General features: G+C 65.1%; 19 protein-coding genes. 2 read left to right on the top strand and 17 right to left on the bottom strand.

The window, feature by feature from the left end; translation table 11 throughout:
* Nucleotides 1-191 precede the first annotated feature (191 nt).
* From B2V90_RS01265 to B2V90_RS01235, 7 genes are all read right to left on the bottom strand, one after another.
* Nucleotides 192-608 carry a GlcG/HbpS family heme-binding protein gene (locus B2V90_RS01265; protein ID WP_228223067.1) on the bottom strand — a complete coding sequence of 139 codons (417 nt, stop codon included), beginning with the start codon at nt 606-608 and terminating at the stop codon, nt 192-194.
* A gap of 107 nt (nt 609-715) precedes the next feature.
* On the bottom strand, nt 716-1,009 hold the full coding sequence (locus B2V90_RS01260; protein WP_228223068.1) for a putative quinol monooxygenase: 294 nt from the start codon (nt 1,007-1,009) through the stop codon (nt 716-718).
* 111 nt (nt 1,010-1,120) lie between these two features.
* Nucleotides 1,121-1,861 (bottom strand): SDR family oxidoreductase, encoded by a 741-nt coding sequence (locus B2V90_RS01255; RefSeq protein ID WP_099233819.1) that lies wholly within the window; start codon nt 1,859-1,861, stop codon nt 1,121-1,123.
* 76 nt (nt 1,862-1,937) lie between these two features.
* Nucleotides 1,938-3,089: a major royal jelly family protein gene (locus B2V90_RS01250; RefSeq protein ID WP_228223069.1), complete on the bottom strand. Its 1,152-nt coding sequence runs from the start codon at nt 3,087-3,089 to the stop codon at nt 1,938-1,940.
* On the bottom strand, nt 3,086-4,192 hold the full coding sequence (locus B2V90_RS01245) for an NADH:flavin oxidoreductase/NADH oxidase (protein ID WP_376748840.1): 1,107 nt from the start codon (nt 4,190-4,192) through the stop codon (nt 3,086-3,088). The genes B2V90_RS01250 and B2V90_RS01245 overlap by 4 nt, the downstream gene beginning before the upstream one ends.
* Nucleotides 4,192-4,650 carry a VOC family protein gene (locus B2V90_RS01240; RefSeq protein ID WP_037543870.1) on the bottom strand — a complete coding sequence of 153 codons (459 nt, stop codon included), beginning with the start codon at nt 4,648-4,650 and terminating at the stop codon, nt 4,192-4,194. The genes B2V90_RS01245 and B2V90_RS01240 overlap by 1 nt, the downstream gene beginning before the upstream one ends.
* Nucleotides 4,650-5,345, bottom strand: coding sequence for a type 1 glutamine amidotransferase domain-containing protein (locus B2V90_RS01235; protein ID WP_228223071.1), 696 nt, complete (start codon nt 5,343-5,345; stop codon nt 4,650-4,652). Before B2V90_RS01235 ends, B2V90_RS01240 begins: the two co-directional genes overlap by 1 nt.
* Nucleotides 5,346-5,554: 209 nt before the next feature.
* Between B2V90_RS01235 and B2V90_RS01230 the strand changes: the two genes are divergently transcribed.
* On the top strand, nt 5,555-6,433 hold the full coding sequence (locus B2V90_RS01230) for a LysR family transcriptional regulator (RefSeq protein ID WP_062344839.1): 879 nt from the start codon (nt 5,555-5,557) through the stop codon (nt 6,431-6,433).
* A 303-nt stretch (nt 6,434-6,736) separates the two neighbouring features.
* Here the strand turns inward: B2V90_RS01230 and rlxS are convergent, their stop codons facing one another.
* From rlxS to B2V90_RS01200, 6 genes are all read right to left on the bottom strand, one after another.
* Nucleotides 6,737-8,713, bottom strand: a complete 1,977-nt coding sequence (gene rlxS / locus B2V90_RS01225) for a relaxase/mobilization nuclease RlxS (RefSeq protein ID WP_228223072.1) — start codon at nt 8,711-8,713, stop codon at nt 6,737-6,739.
* A gap of 300 nt (nt 8,714-9,013) precedes the next feature.
* On the bottom strand, nt 9,014-9,142 hold the full coding sequence (locus B2V90_RS01220) for a hypothetical protein (protein WP_021227596.1): 129 nt from the start codon (nt 9,140-9,142) through the stop codon (nt 9,014-9,016).
* 210 nt (nt 9,143-9,352) lie between these two features.
* Nucleotides 9,353-10,009: a lytic transglycosylase domain-containing protein gene (locus tag B2V90_RS01215; RefSeq protein ID WP_161731111.1), complete on the bottom strand. Its 657-nt coding sequence runs from the start codon at nt 10,007-10,009 to the stop codon at nt 9,353-9,355.
* On the bottom strand, nt 9,997-10,584 hold the full coding sequence (locus B2V90_RS01210) for a S26 family signal peptidase (RefSeq protein WP_161731112.1): 588 nt from the start codon (nt 10,582-10,584) through the stop codon (nt 9,997-9,999). The genes B2V90_RS01215 and B2V90_RS01210 overlap by 13 nt, the downstream gene beginning before the upstream one ends.
* On the bottom strand, nt 10,577-10,816 hold the full coding sequence (locus tag B2V90_RS01205) for a helix-turn-helix domain-containing protein (RefSeq protein WP_021227599.1): 240 nt from the start codon (nt 10,814-10,816) through the stop codon (nt 10,577-10,579). Before B2V90_RS01205 ends, B2V90_RS01210 begins: the two co-directional genes overlap by 8 nt.
* A 225-nt stretch (nt 10,817-11,041) precedes the next feature.
* Nucleotides 11,042-11,359, bottom strand: coding sequence for a DUF736 domain-containing protein (locus B2V90_RS01200; protein WP_021227600.1), 318 nt, complete (start codon nt 11,357-11,359; stop codon nt 11,042-11,044).
* 933 nt (nt 11,360-12,292) lie between these two features.
* Here B2V90_RS01200 and B2V90_RS01195 point away from each other — a divergent pair.
* A complete protein-coding gene (locus B2V90_RS01195; RefSeq protein WP_161731113.1) occupies nt 12,293-12,469 on the top strand; it encodes a hypothetical protein in 177 nt (58 codons plus the stop codon).
* Nucleotides 12,470-12,520: 51 nt separating this feature from the next.
* Here B2V90_RS01195 and B2V90_RS01190 read toward each other — a convergent pair whose 3' ends face one another.
* The 4 genes from B2V90_RS01190 to B2V90_RS01175 form a co-directional block, all read right to left on the bottom strand.
* Nucleotides 12,521-12,940, bottom strand: a complete 420-nt coding sequence (locus B2V90_RS01190; RefSeq protein WP_161731154.1) for a hypothetical protein — start codon at nt 12,938-12,940, stop codon at nt 12,521-12,523.
* Nucleotides 12,941-13,047: 107 nt separating this feature from the next.
* Nucleotides 13,048-14,925: a ParB/RepB/Spo0J family partition protein gene (locus tag B2V90_RS01185; RefSeq protein WP_161731114.1), complete on the bottom strand. Its 1,878-nt coding sequence runs from the start codon at nt 14,923-14,925 to the stop codon at nt 13,048-13,050.
* A gap of 88 nt (nt 14,926-15,013) precedes the next feature.
* Nucleotides 15,014-15,469: a DUF2958 domain-containing protein gene (locus B2V90_RS01180; protein WP_161731115.1), complete on the bottom strand. Its 456-nt coding sequence runs from the start codon at nt 15,467-15,469 to the stop codon at nt 15,014-15,016.
* Complete coding sequence (locus B2V90_RS01175) at nt 15,466-16,497, bottom strand: ArdC family protein (RefSeq protein WP_161731116.1); 1,032 nt, start codon at nt 16,495-16,497, stop codon at nt 15,466-15,468. Before B2V90_RS01175 ends, B2V90_RS01180 begins: the two co-directional genes overlap by 4 nt.
* Between the last annotated feature and the right edge of the window lie 609 nt (nt 16,498-17,106).

Genomic DNA, 17,106 nt, shown 5'->3' with positions numbered 1-17,106 from the left:
CTGAGAGGTTCCTTTCCGTAGGGCCATCCTGGGATCGATTCACGGCGGTTTTCTGAATGACTGGGCCAGAATGGCCGAATAACGCTCTAAACGGAGGCGACCCGCGCCGCGCGGGAGGCGCGCCCGCCGCCGTCGACTGAACCGCCGTCGACTAAGCGGGCACCGCCGCGCCCGGCACCGCGCTCCAAGGCTCAGCCGCGCGCGAACGCCTGCGCCGCCGCCTCGGCCACGCCCTGGTCTTGCTTGCCGGTGCCGCCCGACACGCTCACCGCGCCTATCACCGTCTCGCCCTCCTTAATCGGCACGCCCCCGGCGAAGATCATCACCTTGCCGTCGTTGGAGGCATGGATGCCGTAGAAGTCGGCGCCCGGCTGGGCGAGCTTCGCCAGCGCCTTGGTCTCGACGTCGAACGCGCGCGCCGTCCACGCCTTGCCGATCGCGATGTCGACGCTGCCGCGCCATGCATCGTCCATCCGCGCGAACTCTAGGAGGCAGCCGCCCGCGTCCACCACCGCGATGTTCATCGGGTTGCCGATCCGCTCGGCCTCCGCGATCCCCGCATCGATGATCGTCCGCGCGTTCAGGTCGAGCGTCTGGGTGGTGCGCATGGAGTATCTCCGTGGCCGGTTCGGGGAAAGCCGCTCAACGCACGCCGCCGCGCCCGGCCCCCCCACGCGCGCGATGAGAGCAACGCGCTAGGGTGCCGACCGCTCGGCTATTTCGCGGCCAGCAGGGTGAACTTGTGAATCTGCGGCGGTTCAGAAAACAGTTCTTCTGCCTTGTCCATCAGTGCGGCAGCAACCTTGCCGTCAAGATGGGCCTGCCGATCCTCCTCTGTGTCGAACGTATCGAAGATCGCGTACGCACCGGGGCCTTCCTCGATCGCATACCAGGTCAGAGTGCCCGGCTCAGCTTGAACGAGCGGCAATGCCGAGGTCAGGAAATCGGCGACATTGCGCTCTTTTCCGGGCTTGGCCTTCAGTGGTACATACAGGGCAAGTTTGGGCATAAATGACTCCACGAGTGAAACGGACAGATATTATTCGTCAAAGTAACGGTCTAGCAGGCCGGTACGTTCCCCGTGAGGCGGAGCACACGCGGCCCCGCCTCCTCGTCGAAATCAGAACTCCTGTGCGGTCGGCCGGATGACGATCGCGTTGACGTCGACGTCATCAGGTTGTTCGACAGCGAACGCGATAGCACGCGCCACCGATGCCGCCGGGATGGCCTGCTTATAGAAGTCCAGCACCGTCTCGGCAGCCGTGCCAGAGGTCGTGAACTTCAAATCGCTTTCGACAGCTCCAGGCTCGATGGACGTGACCCGGACCTTTTCCCCCACCTCGTGGCGCAAGCCCTCGCTGATCGCGCTGACGGCGAACTTGGTGCCGGAGTAGACCGTGCCGCCCGGTGCGAAGACCTTGATGCCCGCAACCGAGCTCAGGTTGATGATGTGACCGCTGCCCTGCTCGAGAAAACCGGGAAGGGCCGCCGCAATGCCGTAGAGCGTACCCTTCAGATTGACGTCGATCATCTGGTCCCACTCGTCGGTGTTGACCTCGGCCATCGGACGGATCGGCATCAGCCCGGCGTTGTTGATCAGCACGTCGAGGCGGCCGAAGTCGGCAATGATTGCGGCGACGACGGACTGGACCGCCGATTTGTCGGTCACGTCCAGCGCGTAGCTACGTGCCGTGCCGCCAGCTGCGGCGATGTCCGCGACGACCTCGTCGAGCCTGTCCTTGCGCCGCGCGGCGATGGCCACCTTGGCGCCGCGTTCCGCGAGAAGACGCGCGGTTTCCGCGCCGATGCCGGTGCTGCCGCCGGTAATGAGAACGATCTTGCCTTCGATTCCGTTTGTCATGATTGTATTCCTTCAAGTCAGTTGTTGATTTTTCGCCGGATCGCGGTCCCGCGCGAGCCCGCCCGGCCTGATGGGTTCACCGCGAGCGCAACAGGACGGGAGCGGCGCCGACCTTGATGCGGAGCAGCTCGTAGGGCTTGCGGCGCAGGTCCCGCCCGCCGTGGAAGCCGGGCTGGCGGTGGAGCTGGTTGGCGGTGAAGTAGAGGTAGCCGTCGGTGCCGATCGATAGCGTGTCGGGCCAGCTGATGCGCGGGTCGCTGACCACCGTCGTCCAGCGGCCCTGGTCGAGCACGCGGATCGCGTTGTTCTCGTAATCGCCGGCGAACACGCGGTCCTTGTCGTCCTCGGCTATCCCGTCCGAGGCGCCTTTGCGCCCCAGGCTGCGGACCGCGCGGCCTAACGCCTCCTCGGACACCGCGGGATCGCGCAGCATCGCCGTGGGCACCGCGTGCAGCGTGCGGCCCGACAGTGGACCGTAATACAGCAGGCTGCCGTCGGCGCTGAGCGCAATCGCGTCGCTTGCGATCGTGACCGGCGTCGCGGGGCCGTCGGCCGGGCGGTTCATGAGCACCGCGCCGTCGACGACCGGGGTGAAGCCGTCCTCGGGGTTTGTCGTCGCATGGTTCGACAGGCGCCGGATCGCACGCCCGCTGGCGATATCGACGACGATGATGCCGCCGACGCCGTCGTTGCTGCTGTCGGTGATGTAGGCGACGCCCTCGGCGCCCTGACGCAGATCGAAGCGCACATCGTTGAGGTAGGTCGTGGGCAGCACCACGCTGGGCGGCAGGACGATCGTCTTCACCACCCGGTTGGTCGCAAGATCGATCGCCACCAGCTTTGCACCGCCGGCCCGTGGTTGAGAGAATTTGGGCGCCGCCGTGTCGAGCACCCACAGGCGATCGGCGCCGTCTGCCACCACGCTCTGCACCGAGATGAAATGCCCCGCCGGGTCGGCCGGATCGGGCCGGTTGGTCGCGGCGTCGGGATAAGGCACCGCCTTGCCGTCGACCAGCTCGGCAACCGTGAACGGCGCGTTGTCGCCCCATTGCGGGAAGTTGACGAAGATGCGCCCGTTGGGGGCGACGGTCACGCCAGTCGGCATCGCGCCATCGAAGGTCGCGACCTGTTCGATCCGGGGCGCGGATGCACCCTCGCGGGTCTTCGCGCAGGCGGCAAGCGAGAGGGCAGCGCCAGCGGCCAGAAGCAGTTTGACGGAGATTTTCATGGCGTCATTTCCTTGAGAATGCGGCCCACTTCGTGAGGCTCGGACCGGAGATATTGCGGGGGCGCCTTGACCGATGCACCAAGCGCGGCGGCGGCGTGCCAAGGCCAACGCGGATCCCACAGCGCAGCGCGGGCAATCGCTATGGCGTCGGCATGCCCGTCTTCTAGGATGCGCTCCGCCTGGTGCGGATCGGTGATCAAGCCGACAGCGATTACAGGCATAGCGACCGCGTCCTTGACCGTGCGGGCCAGCGGTACCTGATAGCCGGGGCCGACCGGGATCTGCTGGCGCGGGTCGAGCCCGCCGCCGGAGACGTGGATCGCCGCGCAACCGCGCCGCTCCAGTTCCTGCGCAAACCTTGCGGTTTCTTCCGCTGTCCAGCCGCCTTCAACCCAGTCAGTCCCGGAAACGCGAACGGTCACCGGGCGGTCGGCCGGAAACGATTCGCGCACGGCATCGAACACTTCCAGCGGGAACCGCATCCGGTTGTCGAGGCTGCCGCCGTATTCGTCGCCGCGCCGGTTGGAGATCGGCGAAAGAAACTCGTGAAGCAGATAGCCATGCGCGGCGTGGATCTGGACGGCTTCGATGCCGAGCCTGCCGGCGCGCCGGGCGGCATCCGCGAACGCCTCCCGGATGCGGGCAAGCCCTGACTTGTCCAGTTCGACAGGGGGATGGTCGTCCGGAGCGAAGGGAATGGCGCTGGGTGCCACGGTCTGCCAGCCATTCTCCGTATCGGGGGGAAGCTGCGCTCCGCCGTGCCACGGCTTGGCGCTGCTCGCCTTGCGGCCGGCATGGGCCAGCTGGATGACGAGCGGCATGTCCGACCACTGACGGACGCTTTCTAGCACGCTTCGCATCGCCGCTTCGGTACGGTCATCGTACAGGCCGACGTCACCGTAGGTGATGCGACCTTCGGGGCTGACAGCGGTCGCCTCTATCGTCAGCGCGCCCGCGCCCGACAGCGCCAACTGGCCGAGATGCATCCGGTGCCAGTCGGTCATCGCGCCGTCCTCGGCAGAATACTGGCACATCGGCGCGATAACGATGCGGTTGGCAAGCCGCAGCCCCGCGACCTCGAGCGGTTCGAACAGGCGCGCCATCACCATGCGCCCGTGTTGGGCATGGAGGCCCAGGGTTCGGCCGGGGCCATGTGTTCGCCTTTTTGGAGCAGTTCGATCGAGATCCCGTCCGGCGAGCGGACGAACGCCATGTATCCGTCGCGCGGGGGGCGATTGATCGTCACGCCGCCCGCTTGCAGCCGCGCGCACGTCTCGTAGATGTCGTCGACCCCGTAGGCGAGATGGCCGAAGTTTCTGCCCCCCGTGTAAGTCTCGGCAGCGCTGCCGTCCTCGGGCGGCCAGTTGTACGTCAGTTCGACCTCGGCATCGCCCTGCTCGCCGTCGCCGCGGAAATCCTCGTCGGCGGCAAGGTAGATCAGCGTGTAACGCCCGGCCTGGTTCTCCATCCGCCGGGTCTCCTTGAGACCCAGCAGCGTGAAGAACCGGATCGCTGCCTCGGGATCGGCGACGCGCAGCATGGTGTGGAGATAGCGCATGATCAGGCGACCTTGTCCTTGAGGGCTTCCATCACGAGCTCTGCGGTGAGGGTAGCGCTGGCGGGGTTCTGGCCGGTCACCAGATTGCCGTCGCGCAGGGCGAAGGGGGCAAAATCGGGGCCGCCCTCGTGCTTGCCGCCGAGTTCCTTGAGACGCGTTTCGAGGAGGAACGGCACCGCCTGATCGAGACCGACCGCGCGTTCCTCGCTGTCCGTGAAGCCCGCGACACGGCGGCCGGCGACGAAGGGCGTGCCATCGGCCTTCTTCGCCGAGACCAGCCCTGCCGGTCCATGGCAGACGGCGGCGACGATCTTGCCTTCGCGGTCGAAGCGTTCGACCAGGCGGGCCAGTTCGTCACTGACGGGGTAATCGAACATGGTGCCGTGGCCGCCCGGCAGGAACAGCGCGTCGTAGCCGGCGGGATCGATGCTTGTGAATACAAGGGTGCTGGCAACCTCGGCCTTCAGGGCCTCGTCCTTCAGATAGCGCTCGACCGAAGCGTCGTTCTCGCCGTCGGCGTTGACGCTACGCTGGTCGACGGGGATGGCGCCACCCTTGATCGAGGCCAGCGTAACCTCGGCGCCCGCATCGCGGAACGCGTAGTACGGGGTGGTAAGTTCCTCGAGCCAGACGCCCGTCGGTTCGGTGCCGGGAATCATGCGGTCGGCGGAGGTGGCCACCATGAGAATGCGGGTCATCGTCAGTTGTCCTTTTCTAGTGATGTCGGGAACACGAGCAAACGCACCCGCCGGCGCCGCGCCCGCCACCAGGACAGCGGTGAGGGCTTGGAGCAATTGGCGGCAATTTTGCTTCGATCGTTCCTTTCGGCGGCTTAGATACGCAGGGAACGGCATCATGAAATCCAGCGGGAATGGCGGACGGCCATAAATCCGGTTATGGAACCGGAATGTCCCTCCTGCAGTTGCGCACCTTCGTCGAAGTCTACCGCCGTCGTTCACTGAGCGAGGCGGCCCGGGCAATCGGCATCACCCAACCGGCTGCGTCGCAGCACATCGCATCGCTCGAGGCGCAATTGGGCCGTCCCTTGTTCGATCGCCATTCGCGGGGTGTTCGACCAACAGCGATTGCCGACGATCTCGCGGCTTCGATCGGAAGCAGCCTCGACACGGCGGAATCGGCACTGGCCAGCGCGCGGGCCCGATCGTCGCGCATCTCGGGCACGGTCCACATCGCCGCGCCGTCGGACCTACTGGGAGAGATGATCGCGCCCCGACTGGCGCCGCTGCTGGATGCGGGGCTAGACCTGCGCCTGCATATCGGCGGGCGCGAGGCGCTCTATGCCTTGCTGCTCGAAGACAAGGTGCACCTAGCCGTCACCGCCTCGCAGCCCGAAGATCCGCGGTTGGCCTTTCATGCGCTGGGCGAAGAGCACCTGCGCGCCGTAGCCTCGCCCGCCGTGGCCATGCGGATTGCCGAATTGCCGCTTGCCGACGGGCTCAACCGGACGGCCCACCTCGCCTACGACCTCGACCGACCGCTGCTGCGTACCTGGCTCCATGCAAACCAGATCGAGCTGACGAGCCAGCCCGCGTTGACCGCGCCCGATCTGAGGGTGCTACGGTCGGGATTGTGCGCGGGTCTCGGCTGGACGGTGATGCCCGGCTATCTCACCCGCAGCGAACGCGCTGCCTGCACGCTGATCGAGATACCCGCCCCGGTCACGGTGCCGCGCAACGCTTACTACCTCGTCTGGGCACGCTCATCGCTGCGACACCCGCGCGTGGCCATGGCTCGGGACGCCCTGATTGCTGCACTCCGAAAATAATGGTGGCCACGCCTGTTGGGCCGTGAGCGCAATGTCGGGTCTGAACCAGTTGAGCGCTGGCGAAACGAATGGCGGCTTTCGGGATCGTCGGCTACAAGGCCGAACGTCCGAATTTAGGGCGCATTGCTGCCAGACGGTTTCACGGCGACCGAGCGGCAGGTTTTGGCAGAAGCTGTCGTTGAAAGCGCGACCGGCGAACGACGCATCTTGGTCGCGACCTGACGCAATGCGAACGGCGGCTATCTCTGTATCTTCGCTCGAAACGCGCCAGTCGCCTACCGGCCAGACCCAGTCATTCCCCCATCATGAAATCGACGGCCCGCTGCGCTGCCTGCCGATCGTCCAATTGATGCTGTCACCGCGCATGAGGCCGGACACCTTCTTGCCGATGTGGCGATCCAGAACCGGCCGCCACGGAACGAGGGTGAACTCCCGGCTGTTCTCAATCAGGGCGTAGCGGCCGGAAGCAAGCTCGACGGGGCGACGATAAATGCCGTCAATCCGCTCGCCCGGCCTGGGCTCGGTATAGGCGAGGCCGAGCTGGTCGGAGAGCTGACCGGTGATCCGGTTCAGTTCCCGACGGCGTAGCGTCGAGAGCAGGTTCGCGCGGACCATCACGCGTCCCTGTTCTTCCTGTGCCAGCCCTTCCGCGATCAGCCACTGCCGTCGCCGGTCCATGGCTTCCCGGACCTCGGCCCCGAACCCGGCCTCACGCAGCGGCATCGGATCGGCCGAGACCAGTTCGCGATCGAGCCAGGTTGCGCCGTCGGCTCCGGCCTGCCGATCCAGTGGCAGGGAAGACAGGGTATCGACGATCACGGGTGTTGCCTTCGCACGGTGCGCCTCGAACGCCGCCGCCCGCTCGACATGGTCAGGCGCGATAACCCATGTGCCATCCGCCTCGCGCTCCACGCTACCCTTGGCTTTACGCATGGCCTCCAGCCTGCGGACATGGGTTTCAGCAAAGCTCTCGGTCGCGGCTGGATCATGACGCAGATGCAGGTCGATGGAATAGCGCCCGCCATGGGCGGCTGCGACTTCGGCAATCGTCCGGTCGACGGCCCGTGCCTCGGTCGATTTCGGTTCGATCCGGACCACTGCGCCGGGCGGGATCGGCTCCACCGCTTCGCCTTTGCCGATATCGACATAATGGCTGCGCCCATCGACCCCGTCGACAATCAGATAATGTCGGTCATCCAGCTCCTCTGACAGGCCTCGCTCGACCACCCGCCCGACGATAGGCGTCATCCGCACCGGATCGGCAATCACATAGTCGCCCGGCGCCCGTTCCAGACCCTGCTCGCTGAAGGCCCGCTGCATGGTGCGGATGATGTCGCCACGCTCGCCGATGCGGCGCAGCACATCGTCCATGCCCTCGGCCAGTCGCCAGCGGCCCGGTTCGACCTCATTGGCTAGTCCCAGTCGCCCGAGCTTCTGGAGCCGACCTGCCCGCAGGCTCTGCTGGAACGGGTCGGACGAGGCTACGACCACCGCACGCTCGCTGTCCATATCGCGCAGCAGACGGCGGTCTATACTGGTCAGCCGCTCCTGCTCAATCTCATGGCAAAGCCGATCCTCGATCTCGATGTCGGCGCGCGGGCCGAGGTCCAGCGACACCAGCTCCGCCGCCCGCTCGCGAATGCCTTGCGTGATATAGTCGCGGGCAATGACGAGATCATGGCTGCGCTCATCCTTCCCGCGCAGGATGACATGGGTGTGAGGATGGCCGGTGTTGAAGTGATCGGCTGCGACCCAGTCGAGCTTCGCCCCGAGATCCTGCTCCATCTGTGTCATGAGGCGGCGGGTCAGGGATTGGAGGTCATCATAATGCTGGCCGTCTTCCGGCGAAACGATGAAGCGGAACTGGTGCCGGTCGCCGTCCGCCCGATCGAGGAAGGCGCGGCCATCGACCTTGTCCTGATCCGCCGAATAGAGCTGGCCCGGCGCGCCGTCGCGGGTGACGCCATCGCGCTGGATGTAGCGCAGGTGCGCACGGGCAGCATTCATACCCTTGGCACGGTCAAGGCGAACGATCCGAGATTTGACGATGACCCGGCGCTGCCGCCACGCCGCGAAATGATCGCGCGAGGCGAGCACCCGCGCAACACCGACACCCACGCCGGAGCGGTTGCCGTAAAAGCGACCACGCTGCCCTCCCGGTCCCGCCATGCCGCCCGCCAGATTGGTGGCGCGCAGCACCTGGCTCATATAGCTCCTGCCGTGTCGGATCGGCGTGGTGCGCATCCGGCCGAGCCGGGGTTCGACATCATCATCATCCATGACGGGACACCTGACCGGGCGGAGCGCGCCAAAGCAGCCATGGCGCCATAAGAAAAGGCCTCAATTCAGCAGCTTGAACCGGCCATAGCACCATGTCCCCGACGGTGGCGCCATACCAAAAGTCAGAAAAAACGATGTGCAGACAACGGCTTATGGCGTGATGCCCGGAGGGCATGGCGCCATTTCTTTCATCTTGCCTTAGCCCCATCCCCTCGATCACAGACCTTTCTTCCGATCCGGCGCCTCCTTCGAGAAGCAGAAAAAGGTGGAGCGGCATCGCTGGCCGCTTCCAATCCCTCCTTAGCCATCGGGTCGATCCCGTGCCGCCAAGGCGGCCTCCAGTTCGGCCTTGATCTGCCGAATTTCGGCTGGATCCTCGTTCCATTCGAGTTCGGCCCGAAGCTCGTCGATATGCTGCTGAAGTGTCATTTTGACCTCCTGATCCTGAAAGACAGGAGGCTTCGCCCGGCAGGGAGCGGGCCGGGTCAAGGACCGCGAAGCGGCCGCGCCAGCGGCGATGGGGGTGCCGATTTTGCGTCAGCAAAATTGGGGGTACCATCGTCCTTGAGGCGGCCTGCTGCCTGCCGGACACTGGGAAGGACTGAGCGGATTTTTTCCTCTCGTCAGGGCGCCGCGCTGTCATCTGGAACCCTCCGCCCGCTGTGCTGACGGTGCGATAATGAGAGACCGGGGCGCGGTCGCGTCATCCTTGGAGGCGGGGCTGGCCGCGGGCTTCAAGGCGATATTGAGGGTAAAGAAGAGTCGCGTGCCCGACAGGATTGGAGGGGGCATGGAGGCCTTTGCGGAGGTGGCCTCGATATAGAGGCGCGTCTCGGCGGGCAGCACCCGGCCTGATCGCAGATGCTCGGAATAGCGACCCGGGCCTGCATTATAGGCTGCAAATAGGCCGGGATAGCCAAAGCTCTCATACATGATGCGCAGATAGGCCGTGCCCGCCAGGATATTGTCGTGCGGATCGTGCGGATCGGAACCCAGACCATACCGGGCGCGCATCGCCGCCCAGGTTCCCGGCATCAATTGCATGAGGCCCATCGCCCCTGCCCGGCTGACGATCGGGTGTCCGTCAAGATGCGTGTGCCCCCCGCTTTCCGCCTTCATGACCGCGGCAATCCAGGCTTCGGGCACGCCAAAGCGCTGGGCCGCTTGGGCGATGAGGGGGCGCCAGCGTTCGATCGCAGCGCCTGGCGCAGCGGGCGGCATCGCCCGCTGCGCCGTACCGGAAGCCGGGGACATCAGCAGCATGGCGGCGGCCAGGATGCGGATCAGCGGAGCCATAGCGGGTTCGCCTTGCCGATGATCGCTTCGGGTTCCAGCGGCCCGAAATAGCGGCTGTCGAAAGAGTCCGCGCGGTCCATCAGAAGGAAAAGACGACCGCCCCCTAACGTCTCGCAGCCTACCCATCCTGGCAGGATACGGCCCATGCGGTCGCGGACGAGCCGCTTGGCAACAGGGGCTCCATTCACATAGATTGCGTCCCCGAGCGCACAAACATCGTCGCCGTCGCGGGCGACAATCCGCTTCAGCAGCGGGACATTTGCCGGGATATAATGACGTGAGGCGGCAAGCTGGCGTACCCTTGCCGGCATATGGGCCAGCACCATATCGCCGCGTGCAAGCGGGACGCCGGGATGAACGCGCCACAGGCCGATCGGTGCGCTGGCCGACGCGTTCCACACGAGCCGTGGCGCGGGGCATATCAGATAATCGAGCACCGTCGCCGCACCCATGAGGCCAGTGCCGATAGTGATCAGAAGAAGAATGGGCCTGCGCCTGAACCGGCTTTGCCGGGTAAGCGGCGGCACCCATTCGAGCAACGGCGCGGGGGCCTGTCGGCGCGGGCGCTTAGGCATCGCGCCCTCCTTTGTCAGTGTCGCCCTGGGTGCTGCGCGACCAGCTATCGAGATCGTCGATATGGTAGCGGACGAACCGACCGTGCCGGCGGAAGCTTGGCCCCAGACCGTTCCAGCGCATCTGTTCGAGCGTGCGATAGCTCAGGCCAATATAATGGGCGGCCTGCGCGGTATTGAGAAATGGACTGCCCTTGCGCGCCTGCTCGGCGCGCGCGATTTCACTCTCGCCCATGATCGTTTCTCCTGCCGACCGCGTGGGTGAAATGGCGGTCCGACGGGGTGGTGATCGGGGTTGGAGCGCAGGCGCGGGAGTGTCGATTTGCGCCCTTCGAAATTCGACACCCCCTTGGTCCAGTCCCCCGGGCGGCTTGGTCCCTCCTTTGCAGCTGCTCGCTTGGCTGATTTTTTTCGGCGATATGATCAGACCCCCGCGCCGTGCGGCGCGGGGGTCTTCAGGTCAGTCCGGGTTCCAGATGAGGGCATAGCTGTCCTCGTCATCCTGGCCGGCGGCGCGCCCGAGATTGGCATAGATGGTACGGGCGCCAAGCTCCGGGGCCGCCATGGCGACGCGGATATATTCCCGGCCCGAGACTTCGCCGGTACGGATCCACCCGCCGCCCAGCTCGCTGCCGCCGGTAAGGATGCGGTAATCGGGCTGATCGCCGACCTTGCCGCGATTGGGGATGATTTCGATCTCGGCGCGGACCGCGAGGGTCTTGAGGACGCCCTTGAAGCTGCCGTTTTCCAGGCGCTGAACATATCCGATGGCAGGCATGATAAGTCTCCTTCAAACTGCCCTGCGGCCGATCCGCCGGGCGTGCGGACCGTTCGGCAGCGCGAGGCGAGCCACCGAACCGACAGGCCGTAGCGGCAAGCGGAGGACCGGAGGCGCGCCGCCATTTGGAGCGAAGCGACCGCGAGGAGCCGGAACGGCGGGGAAATGGGGGCGGGCCGATGGTTTCGTGAGGCGACCGAGACGCTGCCAGGTCAACGCACCCAGCCAGGCGTGATCGGCGACTGGGAAAAGAAGGAAAGACAAGCCCTCGCCATCCTTGTGGAGCCCCTGAAAATCGCAACGCCCGGCACCGATCAACCCGTGATCCGCTCGAAATGGAGGCCCGCTTTCGACAAGCCGCGCCATGCCTTATCGCAATGCGCAATATGGATCTGCGAACTGGCGACGTGCGATCGATGCTGCCGGGACGGGCGCAATAGGCCTGCTGGCCGTTGCTGTCCTGTCGCGTGCGCAAGCGACCAACCCGCGCCATCTATGCCAATCTCGGCCGCGCAGACGAAGGAGAGGTGCGCCATGTCACCCACGGCGACACATGCCGGCTGACGAGCGGCGAGCCCATCCCTTTCGCGGGGATCGATGCGCCCGAAACCCAGGCTCCTAACGCAAATTATGCGGCCGAACGCCGCCGGGGTGAAGCGGCAAAAACATGGCTCAAAAGCCAGATCGAAGGCGGCAATTTTCGCTTTCGAGCGGGTCGGTCGCAGCGATGCCCGGACGGTCAGGACGGTGAGATTTCAGGGCAGGAATCTGACTGCGAGGCTGGTGGCCGTGGGCCATGCCGACTGGTGGCCGCGCGGTCGCGCCAAGCCCGACTGGTGCCGATCTCACTAAGGCATCACTCCATGGCGACATGGCGAAACAACCGGAACATCGCGCAGGGTCGCAGGTTAGGTTGCCGACGGCAGGAGAGCGATGATGGAACCCGATCCCAAGGACGGCGCACAGGATCAGGCCGATGTGCAGGACGATCAGATCGATGACGTGCCGCAGGAAGATCGCAGCGAGCCGCCCGGCGATGCGGACGATATTGCCCGCGACACGACCGAAGAAGAGGCTGCGCGCAAGGAAGAACAGGATCGCAAGCAGTAGCGATGATCCGCGCCCCGGCCCCGCTCATGCGGGCCGGGGCGCGACCGATTTTCAGGCCAGAAAGCGTAAGGGCAGCACCGACATATCACCTGCGGCGAAATAGGCCATGATCGCCTCATAGCTTCCCAGCCTCTCGACGCGGTCGATGTCGATTACCAGCCTATCATCTTCGTCAGCAGCAAAGAGGCGAACCTCGCCGGCTCCATTGAACACCGCGCGTTCCGGGCCGAACTGCGCGGCGCAGCCGCCCGACCAGCGCACATAGGACAGGCCATGGCTTGCGCAAAATCCTTCCAGCAGATCGACCCGTCCCCATGCGACCTCATGCGCGTATAGGGATAGCGGTGCGTCGCTCGGGATGTCGTCTGCCGTGAAGGCATCCGCGTCATAATCGCGGGCCAGCCCTTCATTCTGGATGCAGGCAAGAAGATCGCCGCCCAGCCTAATGAAGAGAGAAACCCGAGCTGACATGATGAAACTTCCAATAAGCGCGCCGGGGCCGGAACGGCGACGGCGCGCCGATTTTTCGAAGGCAATGGCGAGGCGGGCGGCGACGAAGCGCCGCCCGCGCGATACCATCAGGCCGCAAGCCGCTCGTCTGCTTCCTCACCGCCGTCAGGCAGCGAAATGACGCCGCCGGGAGTAGCGGGATCGGGCATGTCCGGTTTGGCTATGGCGCTGTCATGCGCCTCCTTCGCTTTAACCACCGCCCCATGGGCCGCGATGGTTCCGACCCCACCACGCTGCGAATAGCGCGAGGGTGGGAATTGCATCCAGCGTGGCACCCAGCGATCTTTCTTGTCGCGGCCATTGGTGCCGTCGAGCGCATCACGGATGATGGCTTTCAAGGTCTTTGCCTTCTCGTTCGCATTGGAGGCAGCAACCGAGGGGCTGGTTACGTCCGCGACCAGATGGCCCAATATTTCGCGGTCACGCAGCAGCTCGAAAAAGGCGGCATCGGCCTGCCAATAGTCGGCCATGTCGATGCCAAGATGGAGGCCGACAGCATCGACGGCGGCGCTGCCGCTGGCGAGGCTTTCGCCCATGACGATGGCGATCAGATCCATGACCTGCGCATCATCAAGGTCAAGCAGGGTGAGGAAAAGCGCGACAAGGCCGGTATTGGGACCGAAGTCGCCGCCAAGCCCGCCGATGATGGCGGGTTCTTCCGCGTCGAAGCCGAGCAGGGCCAGCGCCTTGCGCCGCATATGATCGAAATCCGCCTCGCCGACCGCATTCTCGATGCTTTCCGCGACCGCTTCATTCCGGCTGGTCTGCGGTTCGACATCGACCCGCCAGAGGGGCGAACCGACGATGACATGGGCCACCATCAGGCGCAGTGCGACAGTGGGGGCACTTGTGAGGGCGGCGCGCACGGCGGCATGGCGATGCAGGTCGAGATAGGTCGCCATGGTCGAGGTAATTTCGGGGCGCACGACCTTCCCGCCTGTTCCTGCGCACTGCCCCTTTTCGATCCGCTCGGCTTCCTTGCGGGTCAGATAGCCTTCATGGAAGATGACTTCACCGGTGCCGCGCACATCGACATAGATGCGGCCACCATGGCGCTTGGTTGCCTTCACATATTCCCATGTCGAGAAATGCTCGGCGGGCGGCACGATGACGACCTCATTCCAGCCCTCGTCCAGATAGGCTTCGCGCCGGTCGTGGATGGCGGCATCCTGCGCCTTCCAGAAGCCATCGGCATCGGCGAAATAGGCGTGCTCGCCGAACAGGTCGGCGATGACGGCAAGGCCGCTCGCTTCGACATCGAACAGGGCATGATGGATGCCGATGGACTGGCCGCCCATGAGCCAGGCCTTTAGCTGATGGCCCACAGGCGTGTAGCTATCCTCATCGTCGAGCAGGGCAAGCCATGCCTTTTGCTGGCTTTTGGATGCGAGCGTCAGATGGCGGACGGTCGCCCGATCGATCTCGTCGGCGGCATAGAGGCGGCGGATGCGGGGTAGAAGATTGCCCAGCGCCAGCACCCGCCTGACGGTGAGTTCGGGCAGGCCGAAGGTTGCGGCGATATCGTCGGTCTTGCGGCCTTCCTTCACCAACCGGGTGAAGCTCTCCCACTGGGTTACTTCATCGGCATCGCGCCGGGCCATATTTTCGATCATCGAGGCTTCCACCGCGTCGGCGTCGTCGCCCTCTTCAAGGATAGCGCAGGGTAGCAGCGCGATTTCGCTGTCGGCCTCGCCCATCGCCCGCTTCTCCGCCGCGACGATCATGGCGGCATGATAGCGGCGGGAACCGGCGAGGATTTCGAAGGCATCGGGCGCGCGCCCCTCGACAGGCTCGGGACAGGATTGGGGCCGCACGATGATCGGCTGGATCACGCCGCGCTTGCGCACGGTCGGCAGGATGTCCGACACATCGGGGGCGCTTTTGGAAAAGCGCATATTGGCCTTGCTGACGGACAGCTTGTCGAGCGGGATGAAATCGAGTTTCATGGGTCTACTCCTTGTGAGTGCCGGGCCGTCGATCTTTGGCGAGTTGGGCGGCTCGGCTTTACGGAAATGCGGCGTTACGCGCCGCGCGTCATCCTGCCGTTCCTTGGAATGGATCGGTCGGAAGGTCGAAAGCCGCGTCAAATACGGCGTGTCTCAGAAGCTGTTCGGCATGGATGATGGAGCCTGCATGGCGGGCGGTCGAAGCCCAGCGGGACAGGCTGTGCGGGCTGCAAAAGCCCTCGTCGCGCTCGATCCGCATGCCATAGGGCAGTCGGATGCCTTCGATTTCCATCAGGGAGAAGACGCCCATTTCCGGGCATCCGAAGCCAAGGTCGGCGAGGCCGAACAAAGTGTCGCCGTCTTCGTAAAGTTCGGTGGCCAGCCAAGTGGCGGCGCCCAGTGGATTGAAGAATTTGACCGCTGGTCGCAGCGAGTCACGCGTCTCACAGCGAGGATCGCACGTCTCTCTCCGCGCTCGGCTGGCAGCGCTGCGACAAGCATTGGCGCGCAGCGCCTGACGAATATCGGGGGTGAGGAGGTTCATGCCGCCTTCCTTTCCTGCTCGACGGTGCTGGTCGGTTCGGCGGTGCTGGTCGGTTCCTCAATGCCCACGACGGCGACCTGTGTTTCGCGATGGCGGGACAGCAGCCAGTCGGCCGCCTTGCTGGCGGCACCTGCGGCACGGAAGATGGCGCGATTATCCTCGCGCAGCACCTCCAGCCATGAGCCGATATAATCGGCATGGCGCACGGTCGGCACGATGCCCAGCGCCGCGCAGAGGAAGGCTGACCCCATTTCGGCGATCAGTTCCTCGCGAGCATAATCCTTGCTGCCGAAGCCGTTCTTGAGATTGCGGTCGAGGCGCGATGGGTGGCCGGTGGCGTGGGTCAGTTCATGCAGGCAGGTGCGGTAATAATTGACCTGCTCATAGAAAGCAGGCTGCGGCGGCACCTGCACCACGTCCAGTGACGGCATATAATATGCCCGGTCGCCGCCGATGCGGAACTCCACGCCGCTCGCCGCGATCACCTCTTCGGCGATGGGGATGATCTGGCATTCGGGTAAAGGGGCAGGTTCGGCGGCCAGGCCGGGGCGCAGTCCCTCGCACTGGGCAATGTTGAACACGGTAAACCGCTTGAGAAAGGCGATCGACTTGGCGTCCTGCCCCGTTTCCCGCGCCTTTTCCTTTTCTGTTTCAGGTGTGAAACGATCGGCATAGACGACGGTCGTTCCCTGCTCGCCCTTGCGCACATTGCCGCCTGCATCGAGCGCCTGTTTGAAGGTGAGCCAGCTTTGCGAGGGATAGCCCCGATCGATCGCCGCGCCCCAAAGGATGAGGATATTGACGCCCGAATAGCAGCGGGCGGTCAGCGCGTTGCGCGGTAGGCCGGGGCCAAGCGCCCCGCCAATGGCGGCCGGTCCCGATGCCCAAGGCTGGACCCAAGGAAAATGCCCTTCCTCAAGCTGGGCGATGATCTTGGCGGTGACCTCGTCATAGAGGCTGATCCGTTCGGGCTGGGCGTTTGCGGCGCGACGCTTGGCCTTGGCGCTGCGGCTGGTGGAATGAGCCATGTCCTGTCCTCCTGCCTGCCCAAAAACATGAGCCTCCCCGAAAAGCGGGGGTGGGCGGCAAGATGCGACTGGAAAGGCCCGCCCCGGCGGACGCAGGCACCGAAGGGCGTAACGTAAGTGAAGCACCCGCAAGCGAAGCTGCGGGTTGCCGGCGACCGCGAAGGGCCTAGGAGGGAGCGCCGCCTGCTCCCGCTTTCTGGGAGAGGCTCCCACAAGCGCCGCCGCGCTCGCGCGGCGACCGCCGGGCGGACCTGGATGGGTCCGCCCCTGCCCGCGATCGTTACCGAATGGACCAGACCCGGAAAACGGGGCTGGGTGCCGCCGGCCCAGGACGGCGGCATAAAGCGCGACAGGCGCAGCCGCAGGCCCGGAAAAGCATATATCCCCATTTGCAGACCGATCGATGGACGCATTGCTGGGTGGGCGTTCCTCCTTCCTGGCGCGCATCTATCGACGTGGTTGATGCGGCGCTCAGCGCCTTTCCGGCGGCGACTCGAGGCTCGGCAGGCGATCCGTCTGGGTTTGGGCCGCCCGGTGCCCGCCGAAAGGCGATGATCGATCCTGATGGTCGGCGCTGCTGGTCCCCGGCCTTGGGCTCGCTGAATGGGA

This window comes from Sphingobium sp. UBA5915 (genome assembly GCF_002431195.1).
Lineage (GTDB): Bacteria > Pseudomonadota > Alphaproteobacteria > Sphingomonadales > Sphingomonadaceae > Sphingobium > Sphingobium soli.
This window is presented reverse-complemented; position numbering and strand designations above follow the sequence as displayed.